The organism is Alteraurantiacibacter lauratis, from assembly GCF_037154155.1.
GTDB lineage: Bacteria > Pseudomonadota > Alphaproteobacteria > Sphingomonadales > Sphingomonadaceae > Alteraurantiacibacter > Alteraurantiacibacter lauratis.
Map to the genome: position 1 here is coordinate 178,487 of NZ_JBANRN010000001.1, position 15,114 is coordinate 193,600.

The window sequence follows — 15,114 nt, forward strand, 5'->3', positions numbered from 1 at the left end:
CGGCATCGGCCGTGCTTTCGAACTGGCAACCACCGCTTTTCGCGTGCTAAAGGCGCCGCATGTCCGAAACCGATGATACCGCCACCGCCCAGCCGCTGCATTACCGCATCCGCCGCGAGGCAGGCGGCGCGATTGCCGGTTTGACGGCCTGGTTTCGGGGCAGTTGGCGCGAGAAACGCTGGTTCCGGCTCCTTGTCATCACGGCGGGCGCAGGGCTGCTGCTGCTGATTGCCGGCTGGTTCGTCCTTGCGCGCGACCTGCCCGATGCCGAAGTGCTGCTGGAATACGAGCCAAATCTGCCTTCGGTCGTGCGCGGCGCAGACGGCGAAATCGTCCACCGCTACGAGCGCGAACGTCGCGTGGCGTTGCAGTTCAAGGACCTGCCGCCGCAATTGCTCAACGCCTATACCAGCGCAGAGGACAAGACCTTCTGGACGCATGGCGGCATCGATGCGGGCGGCTTTATCGGTGCCGTGATCGATTATGTCAGCAAAATCGGGACCGGCGAGCGCGCGGTGGGGGGGTCCACCATCACCCAGCAGCTAGCCAAGAACATCATGATCGGCGATGAATACTCGATCACTCGCAAATTGCGGGAAATGATCTTGGCGACGCGTATTGAAAGCGTGCTCTCGAAAGAGGAGATCATCACGCTTTACCTCAACGAAATTCCCCTCGGCCGCCGCTCCTTTGGCGTGCAGGCGGCGGCGCGTGCCTATTTCGACAAGGATGTGGACGATCTGGCGCTGCACGAAATGGCCTATCTCGCAATCCTGCCGAAGGCGCCCGAAAGCTACAGCCGCGAGGCGAATTTCGACGAAGCGCTGACCCGGCGCAACATAGTGCTGGGCCAGATGTACGACAACGGCCACATCACGGCCGAGCAGCGCGATGCCGCGAGGGCGATGCCGCTCGGCATCATCCAGGGCGCGCGGGCCGAACGATCCGCCGATGCCGGCTATTTCCTGGAAGAAGTGCGCCGTCAGTTGATTGAGCGTTTCGGCGAGACGGCCGAAGACGGGCGCAACAGCGTGTATGCCGGTGGACTATGGGTGCGCACCTCGCTCGATACCGAATTGCAGGACGCGGCGCGCGATGCGTTGCGTGCCGCGCTTATCCGCTATCACGGCAATCGCGGGTGGACAGGGCCGGTGGCGACGCTCAATCCCGCTAACGGCAACCTTGCTTCGCAATTGGCCAGTTCCAACCTTTCGATCAGCTATCAGGATTGGCGGATCGCGGTTGTGACGGGGCGCTCCGGGCAATCGGCGGCCATTGCCTTTGCCGATGGCCGGGAAGGCAGCCTGGCAGGGGGCGTGCCCGATGCGATGAAGACGGGCGATGTGATCGCCGTCTCGCCGCAAGGCAATGGTTGGCGGCTGCGCGCCGTGCCGGAGGTATCGGGAGGCTTTGTGGTGCAGGATCCCCATACGGGGAGGGTGCTGGCCATGCAGGGTGGCTTTGATTCCCGGCTGAGCGATTTCAACCGCGCCACGCAGGCGAACCGCCAACCCGGTTCCACCATCAAGCCCTTTGTCTATGCCGCTGGGCTCGATGCCGGGATGACGCCCGCGACGATGGTCCCCGACAGCCAGTATTGCTATTATCAGGGCGCCAATCTCGGCGAAAAATGCTTCACCAATTTCGGCGGCAGCCGGGGCGGCGGGGAATATCCGATGCGCTATGGCCTCGAACAGTCGAAAAACCTGATGACTGTTCACATCGCGATGGACACCGGGATGGAGCAGGTAATCAACACTTTCGAGGCGATGGGCATTGCCGATAAGGGGGTCTATCAGCCCTATCCGGCCTTTGCGCTGGGTGCAGGTGACACCACCGTGCTGCGCATGGTCAATGCCTATTCCGCGCTTGTCAATCACGGGCGACTGAATGCGCCCACAGTGATCGACTACGTGCAGGACCGCGATGGAAAGGTTATCTACAAATCGGACACGCGCGAATGCACCGGCTGCAACATGGATGAATGGGATGGCTCTCCCATGCCCCGGCTTGCCCCGCGCGGTCGGCAGGCGATGGATGCGCGCACCGCGTTTCAGGTTGTGAACATGCTGACCGGCGTGATTGAGCGTGGCACCGCCACGCGGCTGCGCGACTTGAACATCCCGCTTTTCGGCAAGACAGGCACCTCAACCGGCCCCACCAATGCCTGGTTCGTGGGCGGTTCGCCCGATATTGTTGCGGGCGCCTATGTCGGTTTTGACCAGCCGCGCAATCTGGGTGGCTGGATTCAGGGCGGCAATACTGGCGCGCCGATCTTTGGCGATTTCGTGCGCGCCAGCCGCGATCGGTGGGACGGCCGGCCATTTCTTGCGCCGGAAGGCGTACGCATGGTGCGGATTGACCGGAGGACAGGCCGCCGCGTGCTCGACGGATGGCCCACCAATGATCCGATGAGTGCGGTGATCTGGGAAGCGTTCAAGCCCGATACCGAACCGCGCCGCAGCCAGCGCCAGGACGAGATAGACGCCTTGCGCGAACTGATCCTTGCCCAGTTGCGGCGGCGCGAAGAAGGTCCTGCTGGCGCAAGTGGCGATCATTCGTCCGAGACGCCGGGCAATTTCGTCGAAGAGCAGGGCGGCATCTATTGATGCACCGCCTTTGGGAGGGCTTGGGCCAATCACCGATCTGGCATAGGAGAAGCCTCCCCTTGGAGAGAAAGAGTATTGCACGGCCATGAATATGCGTAAGTTCATCCTCCCCCTTCTTGCCGCCGTCGCGCTGGCAGGTCATGTCACACCCGCTTCCGCGGCTTTGTCCAGCGGCACACGCGCGCCTGCGTTCACCACCACTGGTGCCTTGGCGGGGGAAACCTTTGCGTTTGATCTGGCGGCGGAGCTGCGCAAGGGGCCGGTCGTGCTCTATTTCTTTCCGCGCGCCTTTACCCAGGGCTGCACGCTGGAAGCCAATGCCTTTGCCGAGGCGATGGGCGATTTCCGTGCCGCGGGTGCGCAGGTCATCGGCCTTTCGGCGGATGATATCCCCACGCTCCAGCGCTTCAGCCGCGAGGAATGCCGCGGCGCCTTCCCCGTGGGCCGCGCCAGCCCCAATATCATCCAGCAATATGATGTGGCTTTCGGCAACGGGCTGACCAACCGCACATCCTATGTCATCGCGCCGGACGGGCGCATCGTGATGGTGCATTCCGACCTTGACTGGCGCGAGCATGTCACCCGTACGCTGGCCGCGGTGCGGGCGCTTTCGCGGTAAAGGAGAGGCGGTTTTGTCGCAAAAGGGCCGGGCCTGATGGGCCGGCCCTTTCGTTTTGGCACGCCTTGCGCTAACGGCGCGCCTCATCTTTCGCGGAGAGCAGACCATGCGTGCCGAGGGGCAGGCCCATATTGACCGGATCACAGCTGCGCTGGCCCTGGTGCGCAAGGCGCTTGATTGGGAACGCGCGGTCCGGCGCCTCGATGAACTGAACGCCCGCGTGGAAGACCCCACACTGTGGGACAATCCCAAGCAGGCCGAAGAGGTCATGCGCGAACGCCGCCGGCTCGACGCCGCGATCGGCACGGTGCGCGAGATCGAAAGCCAGATGGCGGACGCGGTGGAGTTTGTCGAACTGGGTGAGGCCGAGGGTGATGACAGCGTGGTGGCCGATGGCCTCGCCTCGCTTGCAGGACTTGCGGAACGCGCCGATGCCGACAAGGTGCAGGCGCTGCTGTCGGGCGAGGCGGATGCCAACGACACCTATATCGAGATCCATGCCGGGGCGGGCGGAACCGAAAGCCAGGATTGGGCCGAAATGCTGCTGCGCATGTATGCCCGCTGGGCGGAAAAGCGTGGCTATAAGGTCGAGACAGTCGAATACCAGGCGGGCGAACAGGCCGGAATCAAGAGTGCGACGCTGCTGATCAAGGGCGAAAACGCCTACGGTTACGCCAAGACCGAGAGCGGGGTGCATCGCCTTGTCCGCATCAGCCCCTATGACAGCAGCGCGCGGCGGCATACCTCGTTCAGTTCGGTCTGGGTCTATCCGGTGATCGACGACAATATCGAGATCGAGATCAACGAAGGCGATCTGCGGATCGACACCTATCGTGCATCGGGTGCGGGCGGGCAGCATATCAACACCACCGATTCCGCGGTGCGCATCACCCACCTGCCCACCGGCATAGTGGTGGCCAGCCAGAATGACCGCAGCCAGCACAAGAACCGCGCCACCGCGATGAACATGCTCAAGGCCCGGCTTTACGAAGCCGAACTGGCCAAGCGCGAGGCCGCGGCGGGCAGTGAGTATGAGGCCAAGACCGAGATTGGCTGGGGCCACCAGATCCGCTCCTATGTTCTCCAGCCCTACCAGATGGTGAAGGACCTGCGCACCGGCGTGGTTTCCACCGCTCCGGGCGATGTGCTCGACGGAGCGCTTGATCCCTTCATCGCCGCTGCTCTGGCGCAGAGGGTGACGGGCGAGAAGGTGTCGGTTGAAGACGTCGATTAAGGGCGCGCTTTGCCATCTGCCGCCACTCCCGCTAAAGGCGGCGCTGTGAAGGATCGCCTGTCAAAATCGGTGGCTGGTGCGGCAGCGCTTGCGCTGGGCTTTGTGTTGGGAGCCTGCCAGCCGACCGACGATTCCGACCGCCCTGCCACGGCCCGCGAATTTCCCCTGCCGCACAGGCCCGTTTCCGGACTTGGCGCTACTTCTTTCTCCACCGAAGAGGCGCGTGATGACCGGCGCGAGGCGGAGCGGGTGATGGACAAGGCCGCCATCGTGCCCGGCATGACCGTGGCCGATATTGGCGCGGGGGAGGGCTATTACACCGTCCGCCTTGCTGCCCGCGTCGGTGAACAGGGTCGCGTCGTCGCCAACGATATCGACGAGGATGCGCTGCGCCGTCTGGGCGCGCGGGTGGAGGCTGAACGGCTCGACAATGTTTCCATCGTGCTGGGCGCGCCCGACGATCCGCGCCTGCCGCCCGCCAGTTTCGACCGTATCTTCATGGTGCACATGTATCACGAGATCACCGAACCCTATGCCTTCCTGTGGCGTATGCGCGAGGCGCTGCGGCCCGGCGGGCAGGTGATCGTGGTCGATATCGACCGGCCGACCGATCAGCACGGCATTGCCCCGCAATTGCTGTTCTGTGAATTTGCGCAGTTGGGCTTTCGCCTTGTCGATTTTGACCTTAAGCCGGAGATTGCAGGCTACTATGCGCAGTTCGAAGTGGCTGCTGCGCGCCCGCAGCCGAAAGATATCAAGCCGTGCAGCGCGCCCGGCACCAATGGAAAGGTTCCAAGCGGTTAGGTTGGGGCTGTTTGAGGAATAGATGAATTTCAAAGGACTGAAGCCGATTGTTTATGCTGGCCGCGAAGTCTGGCCGCTGATCGAAGGAGGCAAGGGCGTGGCCGCCACCAACCATGCCAGTTCCGGCGCATGGGCGGCTGCAGGGGGAATCGGCACGGTTAGCGCAGTAAATGCCGACAGTTATGACGCGGATGGCAATATCATTCCGCAGGTCTATCACGGCGCAACGCGCAAGGATCGGCATCAGGAACTGATCGAATATGGCATTGCCGGCGGGGTTGAACAGGTGCGCCGCGCCTGGGAAATCGCCGGCGGGAAAGGCGCGATCAATATCAACGTCCTGTGGGAAATGGGCGGGGCGCAGGCGGTGCTCGAAGGGGTGCTGGAAAAGACGCGCGGCATGGTGTCGGGCGTCACCTGCGGGGCCGGGATGCCCTACAAGCTGGCCGAGATCGCGCAGCGCTACAATGTGCATTACCTGCCCATCGTCAGTTCCGCCCGCGCATTCCGCGCGCTGTGGAAGCGCAGCTATCACAAGGTCGCCGAACTGCTTGGTGCGGTGGTGTATGAGGATCCGTGGCGGGCGGGCGGGCATAACGGCCTGTCCAATGCCGAAGACCCGACCAAGCCCGAAGATCCCTATCCCCGCGTCAAGGCGCTGCGCGAAACCATGCGCGCCGAAGGTGTTTCGGAAGATGTGCCGATCGTGATGGCGGGCGGCGTATGGGCCTTGCGCGAATGGAACGACTGGATCGACAATCCGGAACTCGGCCTGGTCGCCTTCCAGTTCGGCACCCGACCGCTGCTGACGCAGGAAAGCCCGATACCGCAAGCGTGGAAAGACCTGTTGCGCACGATTGAGCCGGGCGATGTGCTGTTGCACCGCTTTTCGCCCACGGGATTTTACAGCTCGGCCGTACGCAACCCGTTCCTCCGCAGCCTGGAAGAACGCAGCCACCGCCAGATCCCCTACAGCCGGGTCGAAGCGGGCGAGCATACGGTGCAACTGGATGTGGGCGTGAAGGGCCGTAATTTCTGGGTCGCCCCGCGGGACCTGGAACGCGCGCGCGGATGGGCGGCGCAGGGCTTTACCGAAGCGCTCAAGACGCCGGATGACACGGTGGTGTTCGTGACGCCCGAAGAGCGGAACATGATCCGGAAGGATCAGACCGATTGCATGGGCTGCCTGTCGCATTGCGGGTTTTCGTCATGGAAGGACCATGACGATTACACCACCGGACGCCTGGCGGATCCGCGCAGCTTCTGCATCCAGAAGGCACTCCAGGGCGCAATCCATGGCGAACCGCTCGACAAGAACCTCGTCTTTGCCGGTCACGCGGCCTACCGCTTCAAGACCGATCCGTTCTATTCGAACAACTTCACCCCCACGGTGAAGGAACTGGTCGACCGGATCCTGACCGGGGATTGAGGCGGGTGAGGGCAGGGCCGCCTTTCAGGGGCGGCGCTGCCCAGCCACCGCTTGCTCAGTCGAACTCCCAGCCGCGTTCACCGTGGCTGGTGATGTCGAGGCCCTGCACCTCTTCCTCCTCGTTCACGCGCATCGGCACGAACAGGTTGATCGCAAGGGCAATCAGGGCCGTTGCCACAACAGAATATCCGGCTACGATCGCCACGCCCAGCGCTTGCACGCCCAGTTGTGCGCCCATGCTGCCTGCTCCCACGCTGTCATAGCCCGCGCCGCCCAGGCCAGCGGAAAGGAACATCCCCAGCAGAATCGAACCGATCATTCCGCCCACACCGTGCACCGCGAACACATCCAGCGAGTCGTCGATATGCAGCCGCATCTTGATCAGCTGGATGGCGTAATAGCAAACGATCGAAGCTGCCGCACCGATCAGGATCGCCGCGCCGGGGGAGACAAAGCCCGCCGCGGGCGTGATGGTGGCGAGGCCCGCAATCGCACCCGTGGCAAAGCCTACCGTTGTCGGCTTGCCGAACTTGATGCGCTCGATCGCGATCCACACCATGGCCGCGACGCTGGCCGCGACATGGGTGTTGATGATCGCATCGCTGGCGCTGGCGGTTGCACCCAGCGCCGATCCGCCGTTGAATCCGAACCAGCCGACCCACAACAGCACCGCGCCAAGCATGGTGATACCCGGCGCGTGCGGTAAAAGCGCGCTCTTGGGAAAGCCCTGCCGCTTGCCCAGCAGCACCGCAATGACCAGTGCGGACATCCCGGCCGTGGTGTGTACCACCATGCCGCCCGCGAAATCCAGCGCGCCCATTGCGGCCAACCAGCCTCCGCCCCAGATCCAGTGCGCGACAGGCGCGTAAACGACGAGGCCCCAGATCGCGCAGAAGGTGATGATAAAGGCGAAGCGTGCGCGTTCCACCCATGCACCCACCATCAGCGCCGGGGTGATGGCGGCAAAGGTCATCTGGAACAGCACGAACGTGCTCTCCGGAATTGCAAGGCCGGGATAGACGGCGTCGAGGTTGTAGAGCATCCAGTGCTGCCCACCGCCCAGCCATCCGCCCAGGCTGCTGTCGCCAAAGGCCAGCGTGTAGCCGACCACGATCCACAAGGTCGATGCCACTGCCGCGATCGCGCCAACTTGCAGGAAGACCGACAGAAAGTTCTTGGCACGGACGAGACCACCATAGAACAGGTCGAGGCCCGGCAGCGTCATCAGCAGCACGAGCGCGGCCGAAGCGAGGATCCACGCGGTGTCGCCGGAATTTTCCACCACTTCGACAATGTCCTGCCCGCCCTGCGCCATGGCGTCTGCCGGAGCCAGCAGCGACCAGACAGCAAACGCGCCAAGCGCGGCAACCCTGCGATTCATTGGTATCCCCTCAATCCCCGCCGCGTTTCCCCGGCGCCCCTTCTGGTAAGCGGGACCTGTTATGCCAGAGCGCAGCTTTCCGGCAAGTGGGCGATGCAGCGACTTGATGCGAATCCCTTGCGTGCTCTAGGTAGCGGGCATGAAACGCATTTTGCTGCGCCTGCTGCTTCCTATCTGTCTGGCCACCGGTCTGATGCAGCCTACTGCGGCTTCTGCACAGGACCGGGCGGTGCCCTATTGGGCCAGCCTTTCGTCCGAGGAAGTAAACCTGCGTGTCGGCCCAAGCGAAAGGTACCGCATTGCGTGGGTTTACCGGCGCGAAGGCTTGCCAGTGAAGGTGCTGCGCTTGCAGCAGGGTTGGCGGCTGATCGAAGAGGTGGACGGCACGCGTGGCTGGGTGTTCAACCAGCTGCTTTCACTGCGGCGCACCGCCATCGTGACCGAGGGCGCGCCTGTTCCCATGCGCGATATGCCCGCCCGCGATGCAGCGCTGCGCTGGAATGTGGAACAGGGCGTGATTGGCAATCTGGGCGCTTGCGAGGCCGATTGGTGCGAATTTTCCGTCGGTCGACGTCGTGGGTGGGTTCCGCGTGACCGGCTGTGGGGCGCGGGCGCGCCCTGAGCCCCGCCGGTCGCGTTTATCGCAAACGCGGAACGGTGGTTTCGTTGCCTACCTGATCGGCCATGAGCAGCGAGCCGTCATCATTCACATTGACCAGCGTCAGGCATGTCGGTGAGGGGGCAGGCCCATCCGCACTTTGCGCGGTGAAGCAGACCTGATTCCCTGAATGGGTCCAGGTGCCGCTTTCGGAGAGTTCACCCCCGACCGTATCGACATAGGTGCCATCCGCGTTTATTTGGGACGTCCAATTGTTCCCGTCCATGTCGGTGCCGCCATAGACGCCCACCAGCGGACTATCGGGCGCTGCGGGCGTTGGTGTCGGCGTGGCTGTCCCGGCAGAATTGTCGCCGCTGCCGCACGCGGAAAGCAAGGTTGCAGCAACAATTCCAACAAGCTTTTTCTTCATTCCTGACGTCCCCCAAGGCCATAGATTTGGCTTCAGGTAACACAGGAAATCAATTCCGCAACTGGAGAGCTACGGAGTCTGTCCTGATTCAGGCACTTAGTTGGTTAATTGTGTCGCAATTGTCGCAGATATGTGAAGCCAATCCTGGTAATCAGGCGACCTCCACAGCCAGCGCGGTGGCCTCGCCCCCGCCGATGCACAGGGAGGCTATGCCGCGCTTCAGTCCGCGCGCCTTCAATGCGGCGATAAGGGTGACGACAATGCGCGTGCCGCTGGCGCCGATCGGATGGCCCAGCGCGGTTGCGCCGCCGTTCACATTGATCTTGTCATGCGGGATGCCAATGTCGCGCATGGCAAACATGGTGACGCAGGCGAAGGCCTCATTCACTTCCCACAAATCAACATCGTCCACGATCCAGCCGGTCTTTTCGAGCAGCTTCTGGATCGCCCCCACCGGCGCGGTGGTGAAGGCGGCGGGGTCCTGGGCGTGGGCGGCACTGGCAACGATTGTCGCCACTGGCGTCAGCCCCTTGGCTTCGGCGACGCTCTTGCGCGACAGGACGAGGGCAGCGGCCCCGTCGCTGATCGAGGAAGATGTGGCGGCGGTGATGGTGCCGTCCTTGGTAAAGGCCGGGCGCAAGCTGGGAATCTTCTCCGGCCGGCCCTTGCCGGGGGCTTCATCGGTATCAACCACGATCTCGCCGGCGCGCGTGGCGATGGTGACCGGCACGATTTCATCGGCAAAGGCACCGCTCGATACCGCGTCATTGGCGCGCGCGAGCGAGGCAAGCGAATAAGCGTCCATTTCCTCGCGGGTCAGCTGATAGCTATCGGCCATCTGCTGGGCATAAAGGCCCATCGCGGTGCCGGGCTTGTAGGCATCTTCCAGCCCGTCAAGGAACATATGATCATAGGCGGTATCATGGCCCAATCGTGCGCCTGAACGGTGCTTTTTCAGAAGGTAAGGCGCGTTGGTCATGCTTTCCATGCCGCCTGCCACGATCACATCCGCGCCGCCTGCGGCCAGCGCCTCGGATGCCATGATGATGGTCTGCATACCCGATCCGCACACCTTGTTGACCGTGGTGGCTTGCGCGCCGAGGGGCAGGCCCGCCTTCAGCGCGGCCTGGCGGGCAGGGGCCTGTCCAAGGCCGGCGGGAAGCACGCAGCCCATATAGACGCGTTCCACATCCTCGCCCGCAATGCCCGCGCGTTCCACGGCTGCCTTGATCGCGGTTGCGCCAAGATCGGTCGCTGCCACTTCCGCCAATGCACCCTGCATCGCGCCCATGGGCGTGCGGGCGTAGGAGAGGATGACGATGGGATCGCGGGGATGCAGGGACGTCATGGCAGGGGGCCTTTCAAATGGAAGGCGGCAAGTTGTGCCGGTTGCGCCCGATCTAAAGCCCGAATGTGACGCATGCAAGTTTGTGCATTGCAGCAAATGTTAGTGCACGGGCATCCGCACCCGCAATCCGCAGGAGGGGCGCGCGTGATTTGCCTCATTTACAGTCTCTTGGCCGTATTGGACTGCCGGACATACGCGCTCTTGCGAAATCTCCCGGATTTCTGCCGCCATCGGCCTTGCAGTATGGCGGGTCATTGCCTAGACGCCGCCGCATCAGTCATAGATGCAACCCTCAAAGCCAGCGAGTCTGCCTTGGTCGATCTGACACAATATCTGCCGATCCTGCTGTTTCTCGGCGTGGCGCTCGGCCTTTCGGCGCTGTTCGTGTTCCTGCCGATGGGCGTGGCGCGGCTGACCGGCGCGCACAAGCCTGACGCGCAGAAGATGAGCGAGTATGAATGCGGCTTCCCCGCGTTTGAGGACGCGCGCGACCGTTTCGATGTGCGCTTCTATCTTGTCGCGATCAGCTTCATCCTGTTCGATCTGGAAGCCAGCTTCCTGTTTCCCTGGGCGGTCAGCCTGGATCAGACCGGCTGGGTAGGCTGGGGCAGCATGATGATCTTCCTGGGCATTCTGGCCGTGGGCCTTGCCTATGAATGGAAAAAGGGAGCGTTGGATTGGGAATGAACACCATGACTCCTGCCGTTTCCGGTTTGCCGACTGCCCAGGGCGGGCAGGTGCGCCAGCCTGACGCCGATTATTTCAACGCCCTCCAGACCGAGGTGAACGACAAGGGCTTCCTTGTCACCAGCACCGAGGACCTGTTCCAGTGGGCGCGTACGGGTTCGCTGTGGTGGATGACCTTTGGTCTTGCCTGCTGCGCGGTGGAGATGATCCACGTGAACATGCCGCGTTACGACATGGAACGCTTCGGCGTTGCTCCGCGCGCCTCTCCGCGTCAGTCGGACGTGATGATCGTGGCGGGCACGCTGTGCAACAAGATGGCCCCGGCATTGCGCAAGGTCTATGACCAGATGAGCGAGCCGAAATACGTCATCTCGATGGGCAGCTGCGCCAATGGCGGCGGCTATTACCACTATAGCTATTCGGTGGTGCGCGGCTGTGATCGCATTGTGCCGGTGGACATCTATGTGCCCGGTTGCCCGCCCACGGCCGAGGCGCTGCTGTATGGCGTGATGCAATTGCAGCGGAAAATCCGCCGCGCTGGGACGATTGAACGCTGATGGCTGTGCTGCATTCCGCCCCGCGTTACGCGCCGTTTGAGGGTGCGCTGGAAACGCTTTCCGCCGCGCTGGGCGCCATGCTGCTATCTGCAAAGGAAGAGCATGGCGAAATCGTGCTGACCGTGAAGCGCGAGAGCATCGAGGATGCCCTGCGCCTGCTGCGTGACAGCCACGATTACCAGCAATTGATGGAAATGGCCGGGGTAGATTACCCCGACAGGCCTGAACGGTTCGAGGTTGTCTACATGCTCCTCAGCCTCACCCGCAACCATCGGGTGATGGTGAAGGTGAGCACGGACGAGGCAACACCGGTTCCCACGGTCACTACGTTGTGGCCCAACGCCGGGTGGCTGGAACGCGAAGTGTTCGACATGTTCGGCGTGTTGTTCGCCGGCAATACCGATCTGCGCCGCATCCTGACCGATTACGGATTTGAAGGGCATCCCTTCCGCAAGGACTTCCCGCTCACCGGCTATCAGGAACTGCGCTATTCCGAAGAGGATAAGCGCGTTGTGTACGAACCGGTGAAGCTGACGCAGGATATGCGGCAGTTCGATTTCATGAGCCCGTGGGAAGGCGCGGATTACATCCTGCCGGGGGATGAAAAGGCCGTTGCCGCTCCCCCGCCGCCTGCGCCGGCTGCTGTGCCCACGCCTAAGACGACCGACAGCCCCAAGGATACCGGCGCGGGTGCCAAGGCTGATGCGAAGGCTGCCGAAAAGACCGACGCGGTTGCTCCTGCGAAGGTGGAAAAGAAGGCGGCCGCCAAGAAGCCCGCTGCGAAAAAGCCTGCCGCCAAGAAGCCAGCTGCGAAAAAGTCCGCCGCGAAGAAGAAGGAGTCCGGTGAATGAGCGGCATGATGCTCGAAGAATCGCCGACCACTTCCGGCGAGAAGATCAGCAATTACACGATCAATTTCGGCCCGCAGCACCCTGCGGCGCACGGCGTGCTCCGCATGGTGATGGAGCTGGATGGCGAGATCATCGAACGCATCGATTGCCATGTCGGCCTGCTGCATCGCGGCACCGAAAAGCTGATCGAGCACAAGACCTACCTTCAGGCGCTGCCCTACTTCGACCGGCTCGATTACTGCTCCCCGCTGGCGATGGAACATTCCTATGTTCTCGCCATCGAGAAGCTGCTGAATGTCGAGGTGCCGATCCGCGCGCAATATCTGCGCGTGCTGTTTGCCGAGCTGACGCGCATCTGCAACCACATGCTCAATATCGGCGCGCATGTGATGGATGTGGGCGCGATGACGCCCAACCTCTGGGTTTTCGAACTGCGCGAAGACTGCATGAACTTCTTCGAGCGGATGAGCGGCGCGCGCATGCACCACGCCTATCTGCGCCCCGGCGGCGTGCACCAGGACGTGCCGCTCAAGCTGCTGACCGATATTGGCGACTGGGTCGATAAGCGGCTGCCCGAACTGTTCGGCGATGCGATGTCGCTTGTCATGGACAACCGCATCTTCAAGCAGCGCAATGTCGATATCGCGGTGGTGAGCAAGGAAGACGCGGTGCGCTGGGGCTTTTCCGGCCCGATGATCCGCGCGGCGGGCATCCCGTGGGATATCCGCAAGAGCCAGCCCTACGAAGTGTATGACCGGATGGATTTCGACATTCCGGTGGGCACCAATTCGGACTGTTATGACCGGTTCATGGTGCGCGTGCAGGAAGTGTATCAGTCCGCCCGCATCATCAAGCAGTGCCTTGCCGAAATGCCCGAAGGCCCGGTGGCGAGCCTTGACCGCAAGGTCGTGCCGCCCAAGCGCGCTGAGATGAAGCAGAGCATGGAAGCGCTGATCCACCACTTCAAGCTCTACACCGAAGGATTCCATGTGCCCGCGGGCGAAGTCTATGTGGCGACCGAAAGCCCCAAGGGCGAATTCGGCGTCTATCTGGTCAGCGACGGCTCGAACAAACCCTATCGCTGCAAGATCCGCCCGACTGCCTTCAGCCACCTGCAGGCAATGGACTTCATGTCCAAGGGCCACATGCTACCCGATGCGACTGCCATCCTCGGCGCGATCGACGTGGTGTTCGGGGAGTGTGACCGGTGAGCAATCTGGCGACCGCCGAAGCAATGATCGCGGCCTACAATGCGCAGGACGTGGACCTCTACGTCAGCTACATGACGGATGACGCCTGCGAGGCGAACTATCGGGGCGATGTCGTGCGCGAGGGCAAGGAAGGCACGCGTTCGGGCCTTGCCGCCGCTTTCGCCAAATGGCCGCAGAACCGCGCCGAGATCGTCGAGCGGCAGGCCATCGGCAATTACGTGCTGTTCCGCGAACACGTGACGCGCGGGCCTGCCAGCGATGGCTCGCCGCTGGTCGAACCGTTCGATGTGATCGCGGTCTATACTTTCGAAGGCGACAAATGCGCCCGCGTGGAGTTCATCCGGTGATCCTGCGCGAAATCTTCATCTTCATCGCCGCGCTGGCGATGTTCGCTTCGGCTGTGGCGGCATATCTGGCCGTGTTTCACGGCGCGGCAAGCGTGAAGGAAGTTCTCTCCACGGCCATTGCCGCCGTGATCGGCCTGTATCTGGGCCGTTACCTCGAACGGAGGCTGACCCGTGGCTAATCGTCACCTTGCACCCGATACGCCCGAACTGCGCGCGCGCTGGGGCAATTTCGCCTGGACGCCGGAAAACGCGGAAAAGGTGAAGGAAATCATCGCCCGCTATCCCGAAGGGCGGCAGCGCAGCGCGGTGATGCCGCTGCTCGATCTGGCGCAGCGTCAGGTGGGCGCGGAAACCGGCACACAAGGCTGGCTGCCCCTGCCGGTAATGGAATATGTCGCGCGCGAACTCGACATGCCGATCATTCGCGTGGTCGAGGTCGCCAGCTTCTATTTCATGTACAACTTGGTGCCTGTGGGCAAATTCCACGTGCAGGTCTGCGGAACCACGCCGTGCATGCTGCGCGGCAGCGACGACATTATGGCAGCCTGCAAGAAGCGCGGCATGAAGAAGGGCTATACCACCGAAGACGGCATGTGGACGCTGACCGAGGTGGAGTGCATGGGCAATTGCGCCACTGCGCCGATGGTCCAGATCAACGACGACAATTACGAGGATCTGACGCCCGAACGGCTTGACGCCGTGCTCGATGCGCTGGCGCGCGGCGAGCAGCCCAAGACCGGCACGCAGGAACCGGGCCGCCATAGCTGCGAGCCGGCGGGCGCGCTGTCGTCGCTCCACGCCATGGTCACCGAAAACCACGATTACCGGGGTGAATGGTGATGGAATTGCTGCTCCCCATTCTGGTGGCGCTGCTGCTGGTGTTCGTCGCGTGGAAGGTGCTGGTCGGCATCGTCAAGACGGCGGCGCTGGTGGGCATCGTGCTGCTCGCCGGGGCCTATGTGTTCGCAAATGGAGGCATGGCATGAGCCTGTCCGGAAACCTTGTTGAG

The 15,114-nt window shown here is 62.7% G+C and carries 17 protein-coding genes; 14 read left to right on the forward strand and 3 right to left on the reverse strand.

The window, feature by feature from the left end:
- Positions 1 to 59 precede the first annotated feature (59 nt).
- From WFP39_RS00820 to WFP39_RS00840, 5 genes are all read left to right on the forward strand, one after another.
- Positions 60 to 2,609, forward strand: coding sequence for a penicillin-binding protein 1A (locus WFP39_RS00820; RefSeq protein WP_336917203.1), 2,550 nt, complete (start codon positions 60 to 62; stop codon positions 2,607 to 2,609).
- Between the two features lie 91 nt (positions 2,610 to 2,700).
- Positions 2,701 to 3,228, forward strand: coding sequence for a peroxiredoxin (locus WFP39_RS00825; RefSeq protein WP_336917522.1), 528 nt, complete (start codon positions 2,701 to 2,703; stop codon positions 3,226 to 3,228).
- A 106-nt stretch (positions 3,229 to 3,334) separates the two neighbouring features.
- Positions 3,335 to 4,462: a peptide chain release factor 2 gene (prfB, locus tag WFP39_RS00830; protein ID WP_336917205.1), complete on the forward strand. Its 1,128-nt coding sequence runs from the start codon at positions 3,335 to 3,337 to the stop codon at positions 4,460 to 4,462.
- Positions 4,463 to 4,507: 45 nt separating this feature from the next.
- Positions 4,508 to 5,266 (forward strand): class I SAM-dependent methyltransferase, encoded by a 759-nt coding sequence (locus WFP39_RS00835; protein WP_377923201.1) that lies wholly within the window; start codon positions 4,508 to 4,510, stop codon positions 5,264 to 5,266.
- Between the two features lie 22 nt (positions 5,267 to 5,288).
- Positions 5,289 to 6,695, forward strand: a complete 1,407-nt coding sequence (locus WFP39_RS00840; protein WP_336917206.1) for an NAD(P)H-dependent flavin oxidoreductase — start codon at positions 5,289 to 5,291, stop codon at positions 6,693 to 6,695.
- A 55-nt stretch (positions 6,696 to 6,750) separates the two neighbouring features.
- Here the strand turns inward: WFP39_RS00840 and WFP39_RS00845 are convergent, their stop codons facing one another.
- A complete protein-coding gene (locus tag WFP39_RS00845) occupies positions 6,751 to 8,076 on the reverse strand; it encodes an ammonium transporter (RefSeq protein ID WP_377923200.1) in 1,326 nt (441 codons plus the stop codon).
- A gap of 139 nt (positions 8,077 to 8,215) precedes the next feature.
- Here WFP39_RS00845 and WFP39_RS00850 point away from each other — a divergent pair, with 139 nt between their 5' ends.
- Positions 8,216 to 8,698, forward strand: coding sequence for an SH3 domain-containing protein (locus WFP39_RS00850; RefSeq protein ID WP_336917208.1), 483 nt, complete (start codon positions 8,216 to 8,218; stop codon positions 8,696 to 8,698).
- A 16-nt stretch (positions 8,699 to 8,714) separates the two neighbouring features.
- Here the strand turns inward: WFP39_RS00850 and WFP39_RS00855 are convergent, their stop codons facing one another.
- Positions 8,715 to 9,104 (reverse strand): hypothetical protein, encoded by a 390-nt coding sequence (locus WFP39_RS00855; RefSeq protein WP_336917210.1) that lies wholly within the window; start codon positions 9,102 to 9,104, stop codon positions 8,715 to 8,717.
- A 151-nt stretch (positions 9,105 to 9,255) separates the two neighbouring features.
- Complete coding sequence (locus tag WFP39_RS00860) at positions 9,256 to 10,452, reverse strand: thiolase family protein (protein WP_336917212.1); 1,197 nt, start codon at positions 10,450 to 10,452, stop codon at positions 9,256 to 9,258.
- Between the two features lie 312 nt (positions 10,453 to 10,764).
- On the opposite strand from WFP39_RS00860, the gene ndhC reads away from it, so the two are divergent.
- Genes ndhC through WFP39_RS00900 form a run of 8 tightly spaced genes read left to right on the forward strand, consistent with a single transcriptional unit; the run spans position 10,765 to position 15,091 of the window.
- The gene (ndhC, locus tag WFP39_RS00865; protein WP_336917215.1) at positions 10,765 to 11,139 is read left to right on the forward strand and encodes an NADH-quinone oxidoreductase subunit A; all 375 of its coding nucleotides are present in this window, start codon (positions 10,765 to 10,767) and stop codon (positions 11,137 to 11,139) included.
- A complete protein-coding gene (locus WFP39_RS00870; protein ID WP_336917217.1) occupies positions 11,136 to 11,696 on the forward strand; it encodes a NuoB/complex I 20 kDa subunit family protein in 561 nt (186 codons plus the stop codon). The genes ndhC and WFP39_RS00870 overlap by 4 nt, the downstream gene beginning before the upstream one ends.
- Positions 11,696 to 12,547: an NADH-quinone oxidoreductase subunit C gene (locus WFP39_RS00875; protein WP_336917219.1), complete on the forward strand. Its 852-nt coding sequence runs from the start codon at positions 11,696 to 11,698 to the stop codon at positions 12,545 to 12,547. Before WFP39_RS00870 ends, WFP39_RS00875 begins: the two co-directional genes overlap by 1 nt.
- 5 nt (positions 12,548 to 12,552) lie before the next feature.
- The gene (locus tag WFP39_RS00880) at positions 12,553 to 13,758 is read left to right on the forward strand and encodes an NADH-quinone oxidoreductase subunit D (RefSeq protein ID WP_377923206.1); all 1,206 of its coding nucleotides are present in this window, start codon (positions 12,553 to 12,555) and stop codon (positions 13,756 to 13,758) included.
- A complete protein-coding gene (locus tag WFP39_RS00885; RefSeq protein ID WP_336917223.1) occupies positions 13,755 to 14,105 on the forward strand; it encodes a nuclear transport factor 2 family protein in 351 nt (116 codons plus the stop codon). The genes WFP39_RS00880 and WFP39_RS00885 overlap by 4 nt, the downstream gene beginning before the upstream one ends.
- The gene (locus WFP39_RS00890; RefSeq protein WP_336917225.1) at positions 14,102 to 14,284 is read left to right on the forward strand and encodes a hypothetical protein; all 183 of its coding nucleotides are present in this window, start codon (positions 14,102 to 14,104) and stop codon (positions 14,282 to 14,284) included. Before WFP39_RS00885 ends, WFP39_RS00890 begins: the two co-directional genes overlap by 4 nt.
- Positions 14,277 to 14,945 (forward strand): complex I 24 kDa subunit family protein, encoded by a 669-nt coding sequence (locus WFP39_RS00895; protein WP_336917227.1) that lies wholly within the window; start codon positions 14,277 to 14,279, stop codon positions 14,943 to 14,945. Before WFP39_RS00890 ends, WFP39_RS00895 begins: the two co-directional genes overlap by 8 nt.
- On the forward strand, positions 14,945 to 15,091 hold the full coding sequence (locus WFP39_RS00900; RefSeq protein WP_336917228.1) for a hypothetical protein: 147 nt from the start codon (positions 14,945 to 14,947) through the stop codon (positions 15,089 to 15,091). The genes WFP39_RS00895 and WFP39_RS00900 overlap by 1 nt, the downstream gene beginning before the upstream one ends.
- The last annotated feature ends 23 nt before the right edge of the window (positions 15,092 to 15,114 follow it).

Excerpts from the sequence above, each read along its gene's own strand:
- WFP39_RS00860 (WP_336917212.1), bottom strand. The coding sequence starts at position 10,452 with ATGACGTCCCTGCATCCCCGCGATCCCATCGTCATCCTCTCCTACGCC.
- WFP39_RS00840 (WP_336917206.1), top strand. The coding sequence starts at position 5,289 with ATGAATTTCAAAGGACTGAAGCCGATTGTTTATGCTGGCCGCGAAGTC.
- WFP39_RS00870 (WP_336917217.1), top strand. The coding sequence starts at position 11,136 with ATGAACACCATGACTCCTGCCGTTTCCGGTTTGCCGACTGCCCAGGGC.
- WFP39_RS00855 (WP_336917210.1), bottom strand. The coding sequence starts at position 9,104 with ATGAAGAAAAAGCTTGTTGGAATTGTTGCTGCAACCTTGCTTTCCGCG.
- WFP39_RS00900 (WP_336917228.1), top strand. The coding sequence starts at position 14,945 with ATGGAATTGCTGCTCCCCATTCTGGTGGCGCTGCTGCTGGTGTTCGTC.
- WFP39_RS00875 (WP_336917219.1), top strand. The coding sequence starts at position 11,696 with ATGGCTGTGCTGCATTCCGCCCCGCGTTACGCGCCGTTTGAGGGTGCG.
- WFP39_RS00850 (WP_336917208.1), top strand. The coding sequence starts at position 8,216 with ATGAAACGCATTTTGCTGCGCCTGCTGCTTCCTATCTGTCTGGCCACC.
- WFP39_RS00825 (WP_336917522.1), top strand. The coding sequence starts at position 2,701 with ATGCGTAAGTTCATCCTCCCCCTTCTTGCCGCCGTCGCGCTGGCAGGT.
- prfB (WP_336917205.1), top strand. The coding sequence starts at position 3,335 with ATGCGTGCCGAGGGGCAGGCCCATATTGACCGGATCACAGCTGCGCTG.
- WFP39_RS00820 (WP_336917203.1), top strand. The coding sequence starts at position 60 with ATGTCCGAAACCGATGATACCGCCACCGCCCAGCCGCTGCATTACCGC.
- WFP39_RS00880 (WP_377923206.1), top strand. The coding sequence starts at position 12,553 with ATGATGCTCGAAGAATCGCCGACCACTTCCGGCGAGAAGATCAGCAAT.
- WFP39_RS00845 (WP_377923200.1), bottom strand. The coding sequence starts at position 8,076 with ATGAATCGCAGGGTTGCCGCGCTTGGCGCGTTTGCTGTCTGGTCGCTG.